The following is a 19,645-nucleotide window of genomic DNA, read 5'->3' as shown; positions in this document are numbered from 1 at the left end:
GCCGCCCGCCCCGGGCGGCCGACTGCAGTGCTCGTCTACCTCATACGGCGGCTTTTCAACGTCGCCGCCACGCTGCTGGTGGTCTCCGCGGTCACCTTCGGCATCTTCTTCGCGGTCCCCAAGCTGACCGGCAGCGACCCCGCGCTCATGTACGCCGGCCGCGAGACCAGCGAGACCGCCCTGCAGGGCATCCGGGTCAAGATGGGCTTCGACAAGCCGATCTCCGAGCAGTACTGGGTGTTCCTCAAGGGGATCTTCGTCGGCCGCGACTACGACGCGGGGACCGAGGTCACGCACTGCGCCGCGCCGTGCTTCGGCTACTCCTTCAAGAGCGAGGCCCCCGTCTGGCAGACCATGCTCGACCGCATGCCGGTCACCCTCTCGCTCGCCCTCGGCGCGGCGGTCATCTGGGTGCTGGCCGGTGTGGCGACCGGAGTGGTCTCGGCGCTCAAACGCCGGACCGCCATCGACCGCACCGTCATGGTCGGCGCCCTCGCCGGCGTCTCCCTGCCGATCTTCTTCACCGGCATGGTGGCCCCGGCGGTCTTCGTCTACAGCCTCGGCTGGCTCGACGTCTCCAACTACAAACCCCTGACCGAGGATCCGCTGGCCTGGCTCAACAGCATGATCCTGCCCTGGGTCACCCTGGCCTTCCTCTTCGCCGCCACCTACGCCCGCATCACCCGGGCGACGATGCTGGAAGTCCTCGGCGAGGACTACATCCGCACGGCGCGCGCCAAGGGACTCAAGGAGGGCGTGGTCATCCGCAAGCACGCCCTGCGCTCCACCCTCACCCCGATCGTCACGATGTTCGGCCTCGACCTCGGCGGACTCCTCGGCGGCGCGGTGCTCACCGAGACGACCTTCAACTTCCAGGGTCTGGGGACGGCGGCCGTCGCCGCCATCGGCCAGGGCGACCTCCCCGTGATCATGGGAGTCACCCTGCTCGCCGCGTTGTTCGTGGTGATGGCCAACCTGATCGTGGACCTGCTGTACGCCGTCATCGACCCGCGCGTGAGGCTGACGTGACCAAGACCGTTTCCGACGAGCCCGCCTTCGTCCCGGAGCAGGGCGGACCGCGCGACGCGGCCCCCTTCCTCTCCGTACGCGACCTGCGCGTGCACTTCCCGACCGACGACGGCCTGGTGAAGTCCGTCGACGGACTCTCCTTCGACCTGGAGCGCGGCAAGACCCTCGGCATCGTGGGCGAGTCCGGCTCCGGGAAGTCGGTGACCTCGCTGGCCATCATGGGCCTGCACCGCACCGGCAACGCCCGCAGCCGCCCCCACATCTCGGGCGAGGTCGTGCTCGACGGCGAGGACCTGGTCGCCGCCGACGCCGACCGGGTGCGCCGCCTGCGCGGCCGCAAGATGGCGATGGTCTTCCAGGACCCGCTGTCCGCGATGCACCCGTACTACACGGTCGGCAAGCAGATCGTCGAGGCCTACCGGACCCACCACGACGTCGACAAGAAGAAGGCCCGCACCCGCGCCGTCGAGATGCTCGACCGCGTCGGCATCCCGGAGCCCCACCGGCGCGTGGACGCGTACCCGCACGAGTTCTCCGGCGGTATGCGCCAGCGCGCGATGATCGCGATGGCGCTGGTCAACAACCCCGAGCTGCTCATCGCGGACGAGCCGACCACCGCCCTGGACGTCACCGTCCAGGCGCAGATCCTCGACCTGATCCGCGACCTCCAGAAGGAGTTCGGCTCCGCGGTCATCATGATCACGCACGATCTCGGCGTGGTCGCCGAGATGGCCGACGAGATCCTCGTGATGTACGGCGGCCGGTGCGTCGAGCGCGGCACCGCCGAGAAGGTCTTCTACGGCCCCCGGCACCCCTACACCTGGGGCCTGCTCGGCTCCATGCCGCGCATCGACCGCGACCAGACCGAGCGCCTGATCCCGGTCAAGGGCTCGCCGCCCAGCCTCATCAACATCCCGAGCGGCTGCGCCTTCAACCCCCGGTGCCCCTACGCCGACGTGCCCAAGGGCGGCATCACCCGTACCCAGCGCCCCGAGCTGACCGAGGACGACAGCCGGCACTGGTCCGCCTGCCACATGTCGCAGGAGGAGCGGACCCGGATCTGGACCGAAGAGATTGCGCCGAAGCTGTGACCGAGAAGCCTGAAAGCCCCGAGGCGCCCGAGGCGCCCGAAACGAACACCGCGGACGCGCTCCTGAAGGTGACCGGGCTGGTCAAGCACTTCCCCATCAACAAGGGGCTGCTGCGCCGGCAGGCCGGGGCCGTCAAGGCCGTGGACGGCATCGACTTCGAGGTCCGGCGGGGTGAGACCCTCGGCATCGTCGGCGAGTCCGGCTGCGGCAAGTCCACCATGGGGCGTCTGATCACCCGGCTGCTCGAACCGACCGACGGCCGGATCGAGTTCGAGGGCAAGGACATCACGCACCTGGGCGTGGCGGGCATGCGCCCGCTGCGCCGCGACGTGCAGATGATCTTCCAGGATCCGTACGGCTCGCTGAACCCGCGGCACACGGTCGGCACGATCGTCAGCGCTCCCTTCCGGCTCCAGAAGGTCACCCCCGAGGGCGGCCTGAAGGCGGAGGTCCAGCGGCTGCTGTCGCTGGTCGGCCTGAACCCCGAGCACTTCAACCGCTACCCGCACGAGTTCTCGGGCGGCCAGCGCCAGCGGATCGGCATCGCCCGCGCCCTGGCCCTCAAGCCGAAGCTCGTCGTCGCGGACGAGCCGGTCTCCGCGCTGGACGTGTCGATCCAGGCCCAGGTGGTGAACCTGCTGGACGACCTCCAGGAGGAGCTCGGCCTGACCTACGTGATCATCGCGCACGACCTGTCGGTCATCCGGCACGTCTCGGACCGCATCGCGGTGATGTACCTCGGCAAGATCGTGGAGCTGGCCGACCGGAAGTCGCTGTACGAGGCCCCGATGCACCCGTACACGACGGCGCTGATGTCCGCGGTGCCGGTTCCGGACCCGCGGCGGCGCGGGGCGAAGAGCGGGCGCATCCTGCTCAAGGGCGACGTGCCCTCGCCGATCTCCCCGCCGGCCGGCTGCCGCTTCCACACGCGGTGCTGGAAGGCGACGGAGATGTGCACCAAGGTGGACCCGCCGCTGGTCGCCCTGAAGACCGGGCACCAGGTGGCGTGCCACCACCCGGAGAACGCCCCCGACCAGGCGCCGGGCGACCCGGCCCTGCCGGGCGCGACCGAGGCGGTGGCGGCGGGCTCCGAGTAGCCCCTGCCCTGGCCGGGCGGTGACCCGGGCAGGACGGTCGTGGGGGCGGCGGGTCCGGAGTAGCGGACGGACCCACCACCCCCGGGCGGGACCCCGGGTCACACCCGGGGCCCCGCCGATCCCTTCCGGTGGGCACCCGGCGGAAACCGGCCCCACCGGCGTTCCGGGACCGGAGCCCCGGGCGCACCGGCCCGCACGGACGCATCCCCACGGCCCGCGCCACCGTCCCCGCCGCACCGTGCGACCGGCGGAGCCGCCCGCGCGTACCCGGCCCGGCCGGCCGGGGGCATGTGGGGGGAGGGACCCCCCCCGCGGCCCGCCCGTGCCGACCGGCGGAGCCACCGCTCGCGGCGGGCGACAATGGCGGGGTGCTCCACGATCTCTTCCCGCCCGACGTCCAGCACGCCCTGGACCTCGCGGGCATCTTCGTCTTCGCCCTGGCGGGCGCCCTGCTCGCCGTCCGCAAGAACTTCGACGTTTTCGGCATCGCCGTCCTCGCCCTCGTCACCGCCCTCGGCGGAGGCCTCTTCCGCGACCTCGTCATCGGCGCCGTGCCGCCCGCCGCCTTCGGCGAGCTCAGCTTCTTCGTCACGCCCCTGATCGCCTCCGCGATCGTCTTCTTCCTGCACCCCGAGGTGCAGCGGATCAACCGGGCCATCAACGTCTGCGACGCCGCCGGCCTCGCCCTCTTCTGCGTCACCGGCACGACCAAGGCCTACGAGTACGGCTTGGGCCTGACCGCGTCCGCCGCGCTCGGCCTGGCCACGGCCGTCGGCGGCGGCGTGCTGCGCGACGTCCTCGTCAACGAGGTGCCCTCGCTGCTGCGCGACCGCGAGATGTACGCCGTTCCGGCCATGGTCGGGGCCTCGATGGTGGCCGTCTTCATCGGTCTGGAGGTGCTCAACGCCCTGACGACCGGCGTCGCCATCATCACCACCTTCGTCCTGCGGCTGCTCGCGATGCGCTACCACTGGCGGGCCCCGCTGGCGTGGAACCGCCGCTCCGGTGTGGCCGAAGAGCCCTAGGTCCCACCCGACAAAGAAAGCTACCGCTTAGTAGCTTGCAGGTGTACCTTCGAGCCATGTCACACACAGCCGCCCAGGCCACCATCGGCGACAGCGAGTTCGACCGCGACACCACCATCGCCCCGCGCGCGGGCGAGCCCGGGGTGTACGACGCGGAACTCTCCGCCGGTTGGACGATCATCACCGCCGTCAACGGCGGCTACCTGCTGGCCCTGGTGGGCCGGGCCCTGTCCGCGGCGCTGCCGCACCCGGACCCCTTCACCGTCTCGGCCCACTACCTGACCTCCTCGGTGCCCGGCCCCGCCGTGATCCGCACCCAGGTCGTCCGGGCCGGCCGGAACCTCTCCACGGGCCAGGCCTCCCTCTTCCAGTTCGACGAGAACGGCGCCGAGGTCGAGCGCATCCGCGTGCTCGCCTCCTACGGTGACCTCGACGCCCTCCCCGACGCCGTGCACACGGTGGCGCGGCCGCCCGTCATCCCGCCCTACGAGGACTGCCTCGGCGCCGAGGCGGGCCCGGCGCCGATCCCCGGCAGCTCCGCCATCGTGGACCGGCTCCGGCTGCGCCTGGACCCGGCGACCGCCGGCTGGGCGGTCGGCGCACCGTCCGGGAAGGGCGAGATGCGGGCCTGGTTCGAGCTGGCCGACGGCCGCGACGCCGACCCGCTGTCGCTGCTGCTCGCGGTGGACGCGCTCCCGCCGACCGCCTTCGACCTCGGCCTGCTGGGCTGGGCCCCGACCGTCGAGCTGACCACCCACATCCGCTGCCGCCCGGCCCCCGGTCCGCTGCGGGTGGGCATCGTCACCCGCAACCTGGCCGGCGGCTTCCTGGAGGAGGACGCCGAGGTCTGGGACTCCGCCGACCGCCTGGTGGCCCAGTCCCGCCAGCTGGCCCGCGCCCCGCGCCCGTAGCCCCGGCGCGACCCGGGGCGCGACCCATGGCCCGGACCGGGGCCCGGACCGCGCCCCGGCGCGCCCCGCTCGCCGGCCCCGGCCGTCCCCGGTCCCGCGTACCCCGGGAAACCCGGCGCCCGGGGACTCGTAGAATCGGGGGATCATGGCCTACCTCGACCACGCCGCGACCACGCCGATGCTCCCGGAAGCCGCTGCGGCGATGACCGCGCAGTTCGCCGCCACGGGTAACGCGTCCTCCCTGCACGCCGCCGGCCGCCGGGCCCGCCGCACCGTCGAGGAGGCCCGCGAGTCCCTCGCCGAGGCACTCGGCGCGCGCCCGAGCGAGGTGGTCTTCACCGCGGGCGGCACCGAGGCGGACAACCTCGCCGTCAAGGGCCTCTACTGGGCCCGCCGCGACGCCGACCCCGCCCGCACCCGCATCCTCGCCAGCCCCGTCGAACACCACGCCGTCCTCGACGCCGTGCACTGGCTGGGCGAGCACGAGGGCGCGCGGGTCGAGTACCTGCCCGTCGACCGCTACGGGCGGGTCCACCCCGAGGCCTTCCGCGAAGCCGTCGAGCGGGCTCCCGAGGACGTGGCCCTGGCCACCGTCATGTGGGCCAACAACGAGATCGGCACCGTCATGCCGGTCCGTGAACTCGCGGCTGTCGCCGGCGAGTTCGCGATCCCGCTGCACTCCGACGCCGTCCAGGCCTTCGGGCAGCTCGACGTCCGCTTCGGCGACAGCGGGCTCGCCGCCATGACCGTCAGCGGCCACAAGATCGGCGGACCCTACGGCATCGGCGCGCTGCTCCTCGGCCGCGACCAGAGCCCCGTCCCCGTCCTGCACGGCGGCGGCCAGGAGCGGCACGTCCGCTCCGGCACCCTCGACGTGCCGGCCGTCGCCGCCTTCGCCGTCGCGGCCGTACTCGCCGCCGAGCGGCGCGAACGCTTCGCCGCCGAGGTCGGCGCCCTGCGCGACGAGCTCATCGGCGCCGTCCTGGCGGCCGTCCCCGACGCCGTCCTGGGCGGCGACCCCGAGGACCGCCTCCCCGCCAACGCCCACTTCAGCTTCCCCGGCTGCGAGGGCGACTCCCTGCTGCTGCTCCTGGACGCCCAGGGCATCGAATGCTCCACCGGCTCGGCCTGCACCGCGGGCGTCGCCCAGCCCAGCCACGTCCTGCTGGCGACCGGCACGGACCCGCAGCTGGCCCGGGGCACCCTGCGGTTCTCCCTCGGCCACACCTCCACCCGCGACGACGTCGCCGCGGTGGCCGCCGCCATCGGCCCGGCCGTCGAACGCGCCCGTACGGCGGGCCTCAGCTAGGCCGTCGGCGAAGCGGCGGCCGGCGTGGCGGTCGCCGTGAGCTCGGTGCGGACCAGCCCGAGGTAGCGGTCCCAGTCCCAGTGGGGGCCCGGGTCCGTGTGGTCGGCGCCCGGGACCTCGGAGTGCCCCAGGAAGTGGGTGCGGTCCACCGGTATGCCGTACCTCCGGCAGACATCGGCGGCCAGCCGGGCCGACGCCGCGTACAGCGCATCGGTGAAGTCCTGCGGCCGGTCCACGAAACCCTCGTGCTCGATGCCCACGCTGCGCTCGTTCATCGAGCGGTTCCCGGAGTGGAAGGCCACGTCCAGCTCGCGCACCATCTGCTCCACGTGGCCGTCCTGGCGGACGATGTAGTGCGCGGAGGCCTTGTGGAACGGATTCCTGAAGGCGTCCACCGAGGACGCGAAACTGCCCTGGGTGACGTGCACGACGATCCGGTCCACCCGGTAGTCGTCGGGCCGGTCCGCCATCCGCCAGTTCGCCGGGGAAGCGGCGGTCCAGCTCGCCCCCGCGTGGTCCAGCTCACCCTCCTTGCGCGGCTTGCGCACGCCCGGCAGCAGCCACCAGGCCCGCCCGATCTCCTCCCGGCCCACGAGCGCCGCCGCCCCGAGCACCCCGAGCCCGCCGAAGAGCACCGCCCTGCGGGTCCGGCCCGCCGGGCGCCCGCCCGGCTTCCCCGGCCCCTTCGTCCCCTGCTCCGTCATGTGATCCACCCCCCAGAGCCGATAACGCGCTGTGACCCCGCGCGGTTCCCCGTACTCTGGACGGTGCTATGACTGAGAACCTGCCGCGCACCGCCCGCCCCCTTCGCGTCCTGGCCGCCATGTCCGGCGGCGTGGACTCCGCCGTCGCCGCCGCCCGCGCGGTCGAAGCCGGGCACGACGTCACCGGCGTCCACCTGGCGCTCTCCGCGAACCCGCAGTCCTTCCGGACCGGCGCCCGTGGCTGCTGCACCATCGAGGACTCCCGCGACGCCCGCCGCGCCGCCGACGTCATCGGCATCCCCTTCTACGTCTGGGACCTCGCCGAGCGCTTCCGCGAGGACGTCGTCGAGGACTTCATCTCGGAGTACGAGGCAGGCCGCACCCCGAACCCTTGCCTGCGCTGCAACGAGAAGATCAAGTTCGCGGCGCTGCTCGACAAGGCCCTGGCCCTCGGCTTCGACGCCGTCTGCACCGGCCACTACGCCACCGTCGTCCTGAACGAGGACGGCACCCGCGAGCTGCACCGCGCCTCCGACATGGCCAAGGACCAGTCCTACGTCCTCGGCGTCCTCGACGAGAAGCAGCTCGCGCACGCCCTCTTCCCCCTCGGTGACACCCTCACCACCAAGGACGAGATCCGCGCCGAGGCCGAGGAGCGCGGTCTGGCCGTCGCGAAGAAGCCCGACAGCCACGACATCTGCTTCATCGCCGACGGCGACACCCAGGGCTTCCTCGCGAACCGCCTGGGCCGGGCCGAGGGCGACATCGTCGACGAGAGCGGCGAGAAGGTCGGCACCCACGAGGGCGCCTTCGGCTTCACCATCGGCCAGCGCAAGGGCCTGCGGATCGGCCACCCCGCCCCCGACGGCAAGCCCCGCTACGTCCTCGACATCTCCCCGGTGAACAACACGGTCACCGTCGGCCCCGTCGAGGCCCTCGACGTCAGCGCCCTCACCGCGATCCGCCCCCGCTGGTGCGGTTCCACCGCGGCCGCCCCCGGCACCTACACCGCGCAGCTGCGCGCCCACGGGGGCGAGACCGAGGTCTTCGCCGAGGTGGTGGACGGCGAGCTGCGCGTCACCTTCACCGAGCCGGTCCGCGGCGTGGCCCCCGGCCAGGCGATCGTGCTCTACGACGGCACCCGCGTGGTCGGCTCCGCCACCATCGCCACCACCACCAAGGCCGCGGCCGCCGCGGTCTGACCCGGGCGTCCCGCCCCCGCCCCCGCCCCGTCCAGGGCGCGGGCGGGAGCGGGGGCGGGAGCGGGGGCGGGGCGATCCCTCTCCCGACCGCCGCCGGGCCGGGCCGGCCGCCCTCAGGCGACGGTCAGGACGATCTTGCCGGTGGTGCGGCCCCGCTCGCCGATCTCGTGGGCCTTCGCGGCCTCCTCCAGCGGCAGCACCGTGTCGATCAGCGGCTTGAGCAGACCCCGCTCGACCAGGGCGGCGATCTCCTCCAGCCCCTTCAGGTCCGGCTCCACCAGGACCCAGGAGGCGTGCACGCCCCGCGGGTCGGCCGGGATCCCGTCCGGGCCGGGCAGGGTCACCAGGTGCCCGCCGGGCTTGAGCACCTTCAGCGAGCGCTCCCCGTGGTCCCCGCCCATGGCGTCGATGACGACGTCCACGTCCGCGACCGCGTCCTCGAAGTCGGTGGTGCGGTAGTCGATCACCTCGTCGGCGCCGAGTCCGCGCAGCAGCTCGTGCTTGCCGGCGCTCGCCGTGCCGATCACGTACGCGCCCCGGGCCTTCGCGATCTGCACGGCGAGGTGACCGACCCCGCCGGCCGCGGCGTGCACCAGGACGCGCTGCCCGGCCGAGACCCGGGCGGTGTCCACCAGCGCCTGCCAGGCGGTCAGCGCGGCCAGCGGCAGGGCCGCCGCCTCCACGTGGCTCAGCGAGGCCGGCTTGCGGGCGAGGTGCCGGGCGGGGGCGGTCACGTACTCGGCGTACGCGCCGGCCTGCTGCGGGAAGCGGGGCATCCCGTACACCTCGTCGCCCACCCGGTACAGGGTCACGCCCGGTCCGACGGCCTCCACGGTGCCCGACACGTCCCAGCCGACCGCCGGAACCGGACCCCAGGGGATCAGGCCGCCGCTCTCGCGGGTCTTCCAGTCCACCGGGTTCACCCCGGCCGCGTGCACCCGGACGAGCACCTCGCCCATGCCGGGCTCGGGACGCTCGGCCTCGGTCTCGACGAGGACCTCGGGTCCGCCCCACTTGCTGACGACGACGGCGCGCATGAAATGTCTCCTTGCTGGGTTTCCGTACCGGTATCACCGGCCGACGGGTCCACTCTGGCCGCTCCCCCGACCGCACGGTATTGGCCGTCCGGCCACCATGTGACAGGATCTGGCCATGCACCGTGTCGCCGTACTCGCCCTCGAAGGCGTCCCCCCGTTCGAGCTCGGCATCCCCTCCCGGGTCTTCGGCAACGCCCACGACGAGGCCGGGAACCCGCTCTACGAGCTCACCGTCTGCACCGCCGACGGACAGCCCGTGACCAGCGACGCGGGCTTCACCATCGGCGTCTCGGCGGGCCCCGAGGCCCTCGCCGCGGCGGACACCGTGATCGTCCCGCCCACCCACGCCATGGACGAGCTCGCGCACGGCGCGCCCCTGTCGCAGGTGCTCATCGACGCCCTCGCCGCGATCCGGCCCGGCACCCGGCTCGTCTCCCTCTGCACCGGCTCCTACGTCCTCGCCGCCGCCGGCCTGCTCGACGGGCGGCCCGCCACCACGCACTGGCTGCACGCCCCCGAGTTCCAGCGGGGCTTCCCGCGCGTCCGGCTCGACGAGGAGGTCCTCTTCGTCGACGACGGCGACGTCCTCACCTCGGCGGGCGTGGCCGCGGGCGTCGACCTCTGCCTCTACATGATCCGCCAGGACCACGGCACGGCCGTGGCCAACCGCGCCGCCCGGCTGTGCGTCGTCCCGCCCTGGCGCGACGGCGGCCAGGCCCAGTACATCGACCGCCCCGTCCCCGCCCCCACGGTCGCCACCACCACCGCCACCCGCGCCTGGGCCCTGGAACGACTCGCCGAGCCGGTCACCCTCGCCGAGCTCGCCGCCCACGCCCGGATGAGCCTGCGCACCTTCACCCGGCGGTTCCGCGACGAGGTCGGCATGACCCCCGTCCAGTGGCTCACCGCCCAGCGCCTGGAAGCGGCCCGCCACCTGCTGGAGTCCAGCGACCTGCCCGTCGACCTGGTCGCGCACCGGTCCGGCTTCGGCTCCGCCAACTCCCTGCGCCAGCACATGCGGACCGCCTTCGGAGTCTCCCCGATCGCCTACCGGCGCACCTTCCAGCCCGCGTCGGCATGACCCCGGAGGTAATCGCCGCCGCGCCCGCCCCCTGACACGATCGGTGCAACGGCCCGGAACCCACCGGCCGTACGACAGGGGAGACCGACATGACCGCCTACGCCATCGGCCACATCCGCCCCGAGACCATGAACCAGGACATCCTCCGCTACATCGAGGGGATCCAGGCCACCATGGACCCCTTCGGAGGCCGCTTCCTCGTCCACGGCCGGGAGGTCGAGGCCAAGGAGGGCCCCTGGCCCGGCACGGTCGTCGTCATCGCCTTCCCCGACATCGAGCGGGCCCGCGCCTGGTACGACTCGCCCGCCTACCGGGCCATCCTGCCGCTGCGCACCACCCACATCGAGGGCGAGGTCATCCTCGTGGAGGGCGTCCCCGCCGGCTACGACGCCTCGAAGACGGCCGCGTCCCTGCGCGCGGCCGCCGGACTCTGACCGCTCCCGGGACGGCGGCGGCGACCGGGGCGGCGCACCGGGCGGACCCCGGGCCCCGAAGGGGTGCGAGCATGGTCCGTATGGCTACTCACCTGATCACCGGTGCCGGATCCGGCATCGGCGCCGCCGTCGCCGCCCGCCTGCACGCCCGCGGCGACGACCTCGTCCTGCTCGCCCGCGACGCCGCCCGCGCCCGGCAGCTCGTCGAGCGCTACCCCGGCGCGCGGACCCTGGTGGGCGACCTCGCCGATCCCGACCGGCTGTCCTGGGCCTTCTCCAAGCAGCCGGTCCCCGAGCGGATCGACTCCCTCCTGCACATCGCCGGGATCGTCGACCTCGGACCCGTCGCGGAGCTGCGCCCCAAGACCTGGCACCAGCAGCTCAACGTCAACCTGATCGCCCCCGCCGAGGTGACCCGGCTGCTGCTGCCCACCCTGCGGGCCTCCAAGGCCACGGTCGTCTTCGTGAACTCCGGCGCCGGCCTCACCGCCCACGCGGACTGGAGCGCCTACGCCGCCTCCAAGCACGGCCTCAGGGCCCTCGCCGACTCCCTGCGCGCCGAGGAGAAGCAGAACGGCATCCGCGTGACCTCCGTCTACCCGGGCCGCACGGCCAGCCCGATGCAGGCCAAGGTGCACTCCCAGGAGGGCAAGGAGTACGACCCCGCCCACTGGATCGACCCCGAGTCGGTGGCGACCACCATCGTCATGGCCGTGGACCTCCCGCGCGACGCCGAGGTCAACGACCTGAGCGTCAGGCCCGGCCGATGACCGCGAGCGCCACCGGCGTCGGCTCGCTGCCCGGCGGCGACGCCCGCGAGGCCGCCAAGACCGTCACCGGGTCCTTCGAGGAGTTCCCCTACCTCGCCGAACTGCCCGCACGCGGGCCCGGCGCGGACATGATCGGCCGCTCCCTCGGCCTCCTCGTCGACCTCTACGCCCACGTCGAGCCGAGCGGCTGGCGGATCAGCGACCGGCCGGGCCGCGACACCCGCCGCTCCCGCTCCTGGCTCGGCGAGGACCTCGACGCCCTGGAGGAGTTCACCCAGGGGTACACCGGCCGGCTCAAGGTCCAGGCCGTCGGGCCGTGGACCCTGGCCACCGCGCTGGAGCTGCACGGCGGCGAGGCGCTGCTCCAGGACCCGGGCGCCTGCCGGGACCTCGCCGGATCCCTCGCCGAGGGCCTGCGCGACCACCTGGCCGACGTGCGCAAGCGGATCCCGGGCGCCGAGATCGTCCTCCAGTACGACGAGCCCTCGCTCACCGCCGTCCTGCTCGGCCGGGTCCGCTCCGCCAGCGGCTACCGCACCTACCGGGCCGTCGACCGGCAGGTCGTCGAATCCACCCTGCGGGACCTGTTCGCCGTCCACGACGGGGAGGTGATCGTGCACTCCTGCGCCCCCGAGGTCCCCTTCGGCCTGCTGCGCCGGGCGGGCGCCACGGGCGTGTCGTTCGATTTCTCCTTGCTCACCGAGCGCGAGGACGACGCCATCGGGGAGGCCGTCGAAGGCGGTGTGAAACTCTTCGCCGGAGTGGTGCCCGGCACCGACGGCCCGTTGTCGGACCCGGGCGGTAGCGTCATGGGTGTCAGGAAGCTCTGGCGCAGGCTGGGGCTGGCTCCGGGGACTCTCGCCGAGTCCGTCGTGGTCACCCCCTCGTGCGGTCTGGCGGGCGCTTCGCCCGCGTACGCCCGCGCGGTGCAGGCCCATTGCGTCAGGGCGGCGAGGTCGCTCGCCGACAACCCTGAGTGACGGTCGAGACGGGCCACGGGAGGACACGGCATGGCAGCCGAACAGCAGGACACGGCGGTACCGACGGCGGTGCGTGAACAGCACGCGCTGCTCGCCGAGCAGGTCGAGGAGCACCGCTTCCGGTACTACGTCAACGACCAGCCGGTCGTCAGCGACGCCGAGTTCGACCGGCTGCTGCGCTCGCTGGAGGCCCTGGAGGAGCAGTACCCCGAGCTGCGCACCCCCGACTCGCCCACCCAGAAGGTGGCCGGGGCGTACGAGACGGACTTCGCCTCCGTCGAGCACCGCGAGCGGATGCTCTCCCTCGACAACGCCTTCGACGACGAGGAACTGGCCGCGTGGGCCGAGCGCGTGGCCCGCGACGTCAACACCCCGGACTTCCACTACCTGTGCGAGCTCAAGGTGGACGGCCTCGCCGTCAACCTCACCTACGAGAACGGCCGCCTGACCCGGGCCGCCACCCGCGGCGACGGCCGCACCGGTGAGGACATCACGCCCAACGTCCGCACCATCGCCGAGATCCCGGACCGGCTGAAGGGCGACCGGATCCCGGCCCTCGTCGAGATCCGCGGCGAGGTCTTCTTCCCGATGGAGAAGTTCGAGGAGCTCAACGCCCGGCTCGTGGAGGCCCAGGGCAAGCCCTTCGCCAACCCGCGCAACGCGGCCGCCGGTTCGCTGCGCCAGAAGGACCCGAAGGTCACCGCGAGCCGCCCGCTGCACATGGTGGTGCACGGCATCGGCGCCCGCGAGGGCTTCGGGATCGAGCGCCAGTCCCAGGCGTACGAGCTGCTCCACGAGTGGGGCCTGCCCACCGCCCGGCACAACAAGGTCGTCTCCTCGCTCGCCGAAGTCCGCGATTTCATCGCGTACTTCGGCGAGAACCGGCACTCGGTGGAGCACGAGATCGACGGAGTGGTCGTCAAGCTCGACGAGATCGCGCTCCAGGGCCGGCTCGGCTCCACCGCCCGCGCCCCGCGCTGGGCGATCGCCTGGAAGTACGCGCCGGAAGAGGTCAACACCAAGCTGATCGACATCAAGGTCGGGGTCGGCCGCACCGGGCGCGTGACCCCGTACGCGCAGGTGGAGCCGGTCACGGTGGCGGGCTCCGAGGTGGAGTTCGCGACCCTGCACAACCAGGAGGTCGTCAAGGCCAAGGGCGTGCTCATCGGGGACACCGTCGTGCTCCGCAAGGCGGGCGACGTCATTCCCGAGATCCTGGGCCCGGTGGTGGACCTGCGCGACGGCGGCGAGCGGGAGTTCGTGATGCCCGCGGAGTGCCCCGAGTGCGGGACGGCGCTGCGGCCGATGAAGGAGGGGGACATCGACGTCCGCTGCCCCAACGGGCAGTCCTGCCCGGCGCAGTTGCGCGAGCGGCTCTACTACCTCGGCGGCAGACAGAGCCTGGACATCGAGAACTTCGGGATCGTCGCGGCGGCCGCGCTCACCGGCCCGCTGGAGCCCGCCGAGCCGCCGCTCCTCGACGAGGGCGACCTCTTCGGCCTCACCATCGAGCAGCTGCTTCCCATCAAGGCGTACGTCCTCGACCAGGACAGCGGGCTGCCCAAGCGGGATCCGAAGACGGGCGAGGAGAAGATCGTCACGGTCTTCGCCAACCAGAAGGGCGAGCCGAAGAAGAACGCCCTGGCCATGCTGGAGAACATCGCGGCGGCCAAGCAGCGCCCGCTCGCCCGCATCATCAACGGCCTGTCGATCCGGCACGTCGGCCCGGTCGCGGCGGAGGCCCTGGCCCGGGAGTTCCGGTCGATCGAGCGCATCGAGCAGGCCACCGAGGAGGAGCTGACCGCCACCGAGGGCGTCGGGGCGATCATCGCCGCCTCCCTCAAGGAGTGGTTCGCCGTCGAGTGGCACCAGGAGATCCTGCGCAAGTGGCGGGAGGCCGGTGTCCGCATGGAAGAGGAAGGTTCCGCCGAGGAAGAGGGCCCGCGTCCGCTGGAGGGGCTGACGGTGGTCGTCACCGGCACTTTGCAGAGCCACACCCGGGACGGCGCCAAGGAGGCCCTGCAGAGCCGGGGCGCCAAGGTGACCGGATCGGTGTCGAAGAAGACCTCCTTCGTCGTGGTCGGGGACAACCCCGGCTCCAAGTACGACAAGGCGGTGCAGCTGGGGCTGGCCGTCCTCGACGACGCCGGCTTCGCCGTCCTGCTGGAGCGGGGACCGGACGCGGCCCGCGAGGCGGCGCTGCCGATCGAGGGCGGGGGCGCGGCGGGGGAGTAGCCCGAACGGGAATCGCCCGCAGGGAGTGGCGAAGGCGAACGGATGCGTGGCGTGCGGCCGTACGGGCGGGCGCACGCCCGGCGCGGAGTCCGGTGGTAAACGGCCGGTACAGGGCTGGTCCTGGGGCGGTGAGCTGTCGGATCATCGGATGGGTGAGCCGGGGGTCCTGGTCCAAACTCACCCGTTCGGCGGATACCGTACTGATGAGGATGGCTGGGTCGCATTCGGGCAACCACCGCCGACAGCTGCCCCTGGGAGCCTCTCGCGTCCTACTGTTGTGGGGTGCGCCTGTCGTGCACGGCTGCCTGATGCGCTTCCGGCCGTGATGGCATGACATCGGGGCCATCGCGTGACATCGGCATCGCCGGCTGTGAGAGGGACGGGCATGAAACCCACCGAAAGCGCCGACCCGTCACCTGAATTCGGCGGGGACATCCCGCCCATGCGGGCGGGCCGGCTCGGTGTCCTGGGGGCCAGGACACCGGAGACCCGTGCCCTCGACACCGGATCGGGCGGCGGGACGGGGCAGGGGCGGCGGCGCACCGTGCTGCCCCTCGTCGTCGTGGGCCTGTCCGCCGTCGTGCTCCTCGGCGGCATCGCCCTGGCACTGACCGACCGTCAGGCACTGTTCCCCGGAGGCACCGTCGGCTGGGCGCTGGCCCTGCTCACGGGCATCATCGTCGGCCACCTCGTGGCACTGGGCCGGGACCGCTGGTGGGGCGGCACCGGGTCGGGCGCGGCCCTCACCCTGGGCGTGCTCATCCTCTACGGGTGGATTCCGGCCGGACTCGTCTCGCTCGCGGTGGTCTCCCTGGTCGGCGCCGCCCGCCGGCACCGCTGGCGCCAGGGCCTGCTGCACGGCTCCGTCGACATCCTCGGCATCGGCGCGGGGGCCCTCGTCCTGGCCGCCTTCGGCGACGCCCCGACCGTCGGGGAGCCCTGGTCGCCCACCACCTGGGACCTCGCGGCCGTCCCCGAGGTGGTCCTGGTCGCCGTCTCCTACCTGCTCGTCACCCGGGTCCTGCTGTGGTTCGCGCTGACCCCGCGCGGCGGCGGGCTGCCCACCGTGGCCCGTACCGCCCTGATCCGGCAGGCGCTCGTCGCCGCGGCCCTGCTCGGCATCGCCCCGCTGATCTGCGTGGTCGCCAGTACCCAGCCGGTGCTGCTGCCGCTGTTCGCGGTACCGCTCATCGCCCTCGACTCCACCCTGTGGATCGCGCGGGCCCGAGCCGAGGAACAGCTGCGCGACCCGCTGACCGGGCTGCCGAACCGGCAGTGGCTGCTGGAGCGGGCCTGGTCCGCGCTGGACGAGGCCGAACGGCTGGGCACCCGGTCGGCCCTGGTGCTGATCGACCTGGACCGCTTCCGCGCCGTCAACGACACCCTCGGCCACCTGGCGGGGGACCGGCTGCTGCTCCAGATCGCCGACCGGCTGCGCCAGGCCCTCCCGCCCGACGCGGAGGCGGCCCGTCTGGGCGGCGACGAGTTCGCCGTCCTGCTGCCCTTCGCGGACTCCACCACCAGCGCCCAGCGGGTCGCCCGCCACCTGGTCGCCGAGCTCAGCTCCCCCCTCGACCTGGACGGCCTCACCCTCGTCCTGGAGGCCAGCGCAGGCCTCGCCGTCTTCCCCGACCACGCGCTGGACGCGGAGGGGCTGCTGCGGCGGGCCGACGTGGCCATGTACCAGGCCAAGCGCGACCGCACCGGCGTGGAGGTCTACGAGTCCAAGCGCGACAGCAACACGCCCGACCGGCTCGGCCTCCTCGGCGACCTGCGGCGGGCCCTGGACGCCGGCGAGGTGGAACTCCACTACCAGCCGAAGGTCCGCTTCGACGGCCAGGTGGCGGGGCTGGAGGCCCTCGTCCGCTGGGTGCACCCGGAGCGTGGCAGGGTTTCGCCCGACGAGTTCATCGCGATCGCCGAGACCTCCGGACTGATGCCGCACCTGACGGAGTACGTCCTGGAGACCGCCCTCGCGCAGGTCGCGCGCTGGCGGGCGCAGGGCCTGAAGGTCCCGGTCGCCGTCAACGTCTCCCCGCGCGACGTCCACACCCCGGGCTTCGCCGGAGCGGTGGCGGCGCGCCTGGCCCGGCACGGGGTCCCGGCGAGCGGCCTCCAGCTGGAGATAACGGAGCACGTGCTGCTGGAGGACCCCCAGCGGGCGGCCGACACCATGGCCGGGCTGACCGGCCACGGGGTGAAGATGTCCCTGGACGACTTCGGCACCGGCTACTCCTCGCTCGTGCACCTGCGCCGGCTCCCGGTGAGCGAGCTGAAGATCGACCGGTCCTTCGTCGCCCGGCTGGCGGTGGACGCGCAGGACGCGGAGATCGTGCGGTGCACGGTGGACCTGGCGCACTCCCTGGGGCTGCTGGTCGTCGCCGAGGGCGTGGAGGACGACGAGACCTGGGAACGCCTGCGGGACCTGGGCTGCGACGCGGTCCAGGGCTGGCTGGTCGCCGCCGCCATGCCTCCCCAGGAGGCGACGGCCTGGCTGCTGGCGCGCGGCGAACGCGGCTGGCGCCGCCCGGCCGACATCACGGCGGAACTCGCCGCAGCGGCCGCCGCCACGTCGGAGACGCCGACCGGTTCCCCCTCCTGACGCGGGGGTCCGGGGGTAACCGTTTAGTGGGTCGGGGCCGGGCCCCATAGGATTGGGCCCGAAACCTACACACTCACCACCCCCAGAGGATCGCTGCATGCCTGGCATCACGCGCGAGGAGGTCGCCCACCTCGCTCGGCTGGCGCGTCTGGAGCTGAAGAGCGAAGAGCTCGACCACTTCGCAGGACAGCTCGACGACATCATCGGCGCGGTCGCCCGCGTTTCCGAGGTCGCCGACCAAGACGTCCCGCCGACCTCCCACCCGCTGCCGCTGACGAACGTCATGCGCGCGGACGAGGTCCGTCCGTCGCTCACCCCCGAGCAGGCGCTTTCCGGCGCTCCCGCCCAGGAGCAGCAGCGTTTCAAGGTGCCGCAGATCCTGGGGGAGGACTAACAGTCATGATCGACATCATCAAGCTCACGGCCGCGCAGACCGCCGAGAAGATCGCCTCCGGCGAGCTCACGGCCGTCGAGGTCACCGAGGCCCACCTGGCCCGGATCGAGGCGACCGACGAGAAGGTCCACGCCTTCCTGCACGTCGACCGCGAGGGTGCCCTCGCGCAGGCCCGCGCCGTCGACGCCAAGAAGGCCGCCGGCGAGGAGCTCGGCCCGCTGGCCGGCGTCCCGCTCGCGCTCAAGGACATCTTCACCACCGTCGGGGTCCCGACCACCGTCGGTTCGAAGATCCTCGAAGGCTGGATCCCGCCGTACGACGCCACCCTGACGCGCAAGCTGAAGGAAGCCGACGTCGTCATCCTCGGCAAGACCAACATGGACGAGTTCGCCATGGGGTCCTCCACGGAGAACAGCGCCTACGGCCCCACCGGCAACCCCTGGGACCTCACCCGGATCCCCGGCGGCTCCGGCGGCGGCAGCGCCGCGGCCCTCGCCGCGTTCCAGGCCCCGCTCGCCATCGGCACGGACACCGGCGGTTCCATCCGTCAGCCCGCCGCCGTCACGGGCACCGTCGGCGTCAAGCCCACCTACGGCGGCGTCTCCCGCTACGGCATGGTGGCCTTCTCCTCCTCCCTGGACCAGGGCGGACCCTGCGCCCGTACGGTCCTGGACGCGGCGCTGCTCCACGAGGTCATCGCCGGCCACGACCCGCTCGACTCCACCTCCATCGACGCCCCGGTCCCGCCGGTCGTCGAGGCGGCCCGCAACGGCTCCGTCGCCGGCATGCGCGTCGGTGTGGTCAAGCAGTTCGCCGGCGAGGGCTACCAGGCCGGCGTCGTCCAGCGCTTCAACGAGTCGGTGGAGCTCCTCAAGGAGCTCGGCGCCGAGATCGTCGAGCTGGACTGCCCGTCGTTCGACCTCGCGATGGCCGCGTACTACCTGATCGCGCCGTCCGAGTGCTCCTCGAACCTCGCCCGCTTCGACGCCATGCGCTACGGCCTGCGCGTCGGCGACGACGGCACCAGGTCCGCCGAGGACGTCACCGCCCTGACCCGCGAAGCCGGCTTCGGCGACGAGGTCAAGCGCCGCGTCATCCTCGGCACGTACGCGCTCAGCTCCGGCTACTACGACGCGTACTACGGCTCCGCCCAGAAGGTCCGCACGCTCATCACGAAGGACTTCGAGAAGTCCTTCGAGCAGGTCGACGTGATCGTCTCCCCGACGACCCCGACCACCGCCTTCGCCATCGGTGAGCGCACCGACGACCCGCTGGCGATGTACCTCGCGGACCTGTGCACCATCCCGACCAACCTGGCCGGCAACTCCGCCATGTCGCTCCCCTGCGGCCTGGCACCGGAGGACGGTCTCCCGGTCGGACTGCAGATCATCGCCCCCGCGATGAAGGACGACCGGCTGTACAAGGTCGGTGCCGCCGTCGAGGCCGCCTTCGTCGAGCGCTGGGGGCACCCGCTGCTTGAGGAGGCACCGTCGCTGTGAGTTCGAGTGCGCTGTCCAAGGCCAAGGGCTTCAAGAAGTCCAAGTCCGGTACGTACCTGTCGATCGGCACCACCGCTTTCGGTGCCATCAGCGTGCTCAAGCAGGCCCGCAAGGCCCGCACCGAGCACGACACGCTGAAGCTGGTCGACGCCGTCGTGTCCGCCGCCGCCATCGTCACCGGTCTCGCGATCCTGTACCGCGAGCTGAAGCGCCTGGGCGACGACGACGTCCTGCTGGGCTGAGAG

18 protein-coding genes are annotated in these 19,645 nt (G+C 72.8%); 16 read left to right on the top strand and 2 right to left on the bottom strand.

The genetic code is table 11. The annotated features are described in order from the left end of the window. Positions 1–27: 27 nt before the first annotated feature. The 6 genes from OG295_RS10015 to OG295_RS09990 all read left to right on the top strand — a co-directional run bounded on the left by OG295_RS10015 (position 28) and on the right by OG295_RS09990 (position 6,462). Complete coding sequence (locus OG295_RS10015) at positions 28–1,029, top strand: ABC transporter permease (RefSeq protein WP_030236081.1); 1,002 nt, start codon at positions 28–30, stop codon at positions 1,027–1,029. Positions 1,030–1,112: 83 nt separating this feature from the next. Then, positions 1,113–2,120, top strand: a complete 1,008-nt coding sequence (locus tag OG295_RS10010) for an ABC transporter ATP-binding protein (RefSeq protein WP_371681151.1) — start codon at positions 1,113–1,115, stop codon at positions 2,118–2,120. Then, positions 2,117–3,217 carry an ABC transporter ATP-binding protein gene (locus tag OG295_RS10005; RefSeq protein WP_371676557.1) on the top strand — a complete coding sequence of 367 codons (1,101 nt, stop codon included), beginning with the start codon at positions 2,117–2,119 and terminating at the stop codon, positions 3,215–3,217. Before OG295_RS10010 ends, OG295_RS10005 begins: the two co-directional genes overlap by 4 nt. A gap of 368 nt (positions 3,218–3,585) precedes the next feature. After that, the gene (locus tag OG295_RS10000; RefSeq protein WP_371676556.1) at positions 3,586–4,242 is read left to right on the top strand and encodes a trimeric intracellular cation channel family protein; all 657 of its coding nucleotides are present in this window, start codon (positions 3,586–3,588) and stop codon (positions 4,240–4,242) included. A 56-nt stretch (positions 4,243–4,298) separates the two neighbouring features. Further along, entirely contained in the window at positions 4,299–5,153 is an 855-nt protein-coding gene (locus OG295_RS09995) for a thioesterase family protein (RefSeq protein WP_371676555.1), read from the top strand. A 145-nt stretch (positions 5,154–5,298) separates the two neighbouring features. Beyond that, positions 5,299–6,462 (top strand): cysteine desulfurase family protein, encoded by a 1,164-nt coding sequence (locus OG295_RS09990; protein WP_371676554.1) that lies wholly within the window; start codon positions 5,299–5,301, stop codon positions 6,460–6,462. Here OG295_RS09990 and OG295_RS09985 read toward each other — a convergent pair. Further along, positions 6,459–7,166 (bottom strand): N-acetylmuramoyl-L-alanine amidase, encoded by a 708-nt coding sequence (locus OG295_RS09985; RefSeq protein WP_371676553.1) that lies wholly within the window; start codon positions 7,164–7,166, stop codon positions 6,459–6,461. The genes OG295_RS09990 and OG295_RS09985 overlap by 4 nt on opposite strands. Positions 7,167–7,234: 68 nt before the next feature. Between OG295_RS09985 and mnmA the strand changes: the two genes are divergently transcribed. Next, positions 7,235–8,368: a tRNA 2-thiouridine(34) synthase MnmA gene (gene mnmA / locus OG295_RS09980; RefSeq protein ID WP_371676552.1), complete on the top strand. Its 1,134-nt coding sequence runs from the start codon at positions 7,235–7,237 to the stop codon at positions 8,366–8,368. 113 nt (positions 8,369–8,481) lie between these two features. Here the strand turns inward: mnmA and OG295_RS09975 are convergent, their stop codons facing one another. Further along, positions 8,482–9,405: an NADP-dependent oxidoreductase gene (locus OG295_RS09975; protein WP_371676551.1), complete on the bottom strand. Its 924-nt coding sequence runs from the start codon at positions 9,403–9,405 to the stop codon at positions 8,482–8,484. 115 nt (positions 9,406–9,520) lie between these two features. On the opposite strand from OG295_RS09975, the gene OG295_RS09970 reads away from it, so the two are divergent. From OG295_RS09970 to OG295_RS09930, 9 genes are all read left to right on the top strand, one after another. Continuing rightward, positions 9,521–10,486 carry a GlxA family transcriptional regulator gene (locus OG295_RS09970; RefSeq protein WP_371676550.1) on the top strand — a complete coding sequence of 322 codons (966 nt, stop codon included), beginning with the start codon at positions 9,521–9,523 and terminating at the stop codon, positions 10,484–10,486. A gap of 89 nt (positions 10,487–10,575) precedes the next feature. Beyond that, positions 10,576–10,920, top strand: coding sequence for a DUF1330 domain-containing protein (locus tag OG295_RS09965; protein WP_371676549.1), 345 nt, complete (start codon positions 10,576–10,578; stop codon positions 10,918–10,920). Positions 10,921–11,000: 80 nt separating this feature from the next. Continuing rightward, positions 11,001–11,690 carry an SDR family oxidoreductase gene (locus OG295_RS09960; RefSeq protein WP_371676548.1) on the top strand — a complete coding sequence of 230 codons (690 nt, stop codon included), beginning with the start codon at positions 11,001–11,003 and terminating at the stop codon, positions 11,688–11,690. Then, complete coding sequence (locus tag OG295_RS09955; protein WP_371676547.1) at positions 11,687–12,670, top strand: methionine synthase; 984 nt, start codon at positions 11,687–11,689, stop codon at positions 12,668–12,670. The genes OG295_RS09960 and OG295_RS09955 overlap by 4 nt, the downstream gene beginning before the upstream one ends. Positions 12,671–12,700: 30 nt before the next feature. Continuing rightward, complete coding sequence (gene ligA / locus OG295_RS09950) at positions 12,701–14,905, top strand: NAD-dependent DNA ligase LigA (RefSeq protein ID WP_371676546.1); 2,205 nt, start codon at positions 12,701–12,703, stop codon at positions 14,903–14,905. 385 nt (positions 14,906–15,290) lie between these two features. Further along, a complete protein-coding gene (locus OG295_RS09945) occupies positions 15,291–17,507 on the top strand; it encodes a putative bifunctional diguanylate cyclase/phosphodiesterase (protein ID WP_371676545.1) in 2,217 nt (738 codons plus the stop codon). Between the two features lie 97 nt (positions 17,508–17,604). Further along, entirely contained in the window at positions 17,605–17,901 is a 297-nt protein-coding gene (gene gatC / locus OG295_RS09940; RefSeq protein ID WP_007266718.1) for an Asp-tRNA(Asn)/Glu-tRNA(Gln) amidotransferase subunit GatC, read from the top strand. A gap of 5 nt (positions 17,902–17,906) precedes the next feature. Next, positions 17,907–19,400 (top strand): Asp-tRNA(Asn)/Glu-tRNA(Gln) amidotransferase subunit GatA, encoded by a 1,494-nt coding sequence (gatA, locus tag OG295_RS09935; RefSeq protein WP_371676544.1) that lies wholly within the window; start codon positions 17,907–17,909, stop codon positions 19,398–19,400. Next, the gene (locus tag OG295_RS09930) at positions 19,397–19,642 is read left to right on the top strand and encodes a hypothetical protein (RefSeq protein WP_280916273.1); all 246 of its coding nucleotides are present in this window, start codon (positions 19,397–19,399) and stop codon (positions 19,640–19,642) included. The genes gatA and OG295_RS09930 overlap by 4 nt, the downstream gene beginning before the upstream one ends. Positions 19,643–19,645 lie beyond the last annotated feature (3 nt).

This window comes from Streptomyces sp. NBC_01276, assembly GCF_041435355.1.
Classification (GTDB): domain Bacteria; phylum Actinomycetota; class Actinomycetes; order Streptomycetales; family Streptomycetaceae; genus Streptomyces.
Note: the sequence above shows the minus strand (reverse complement) of the source record. Positions and strands in the feature narration are given on the sequence as shown.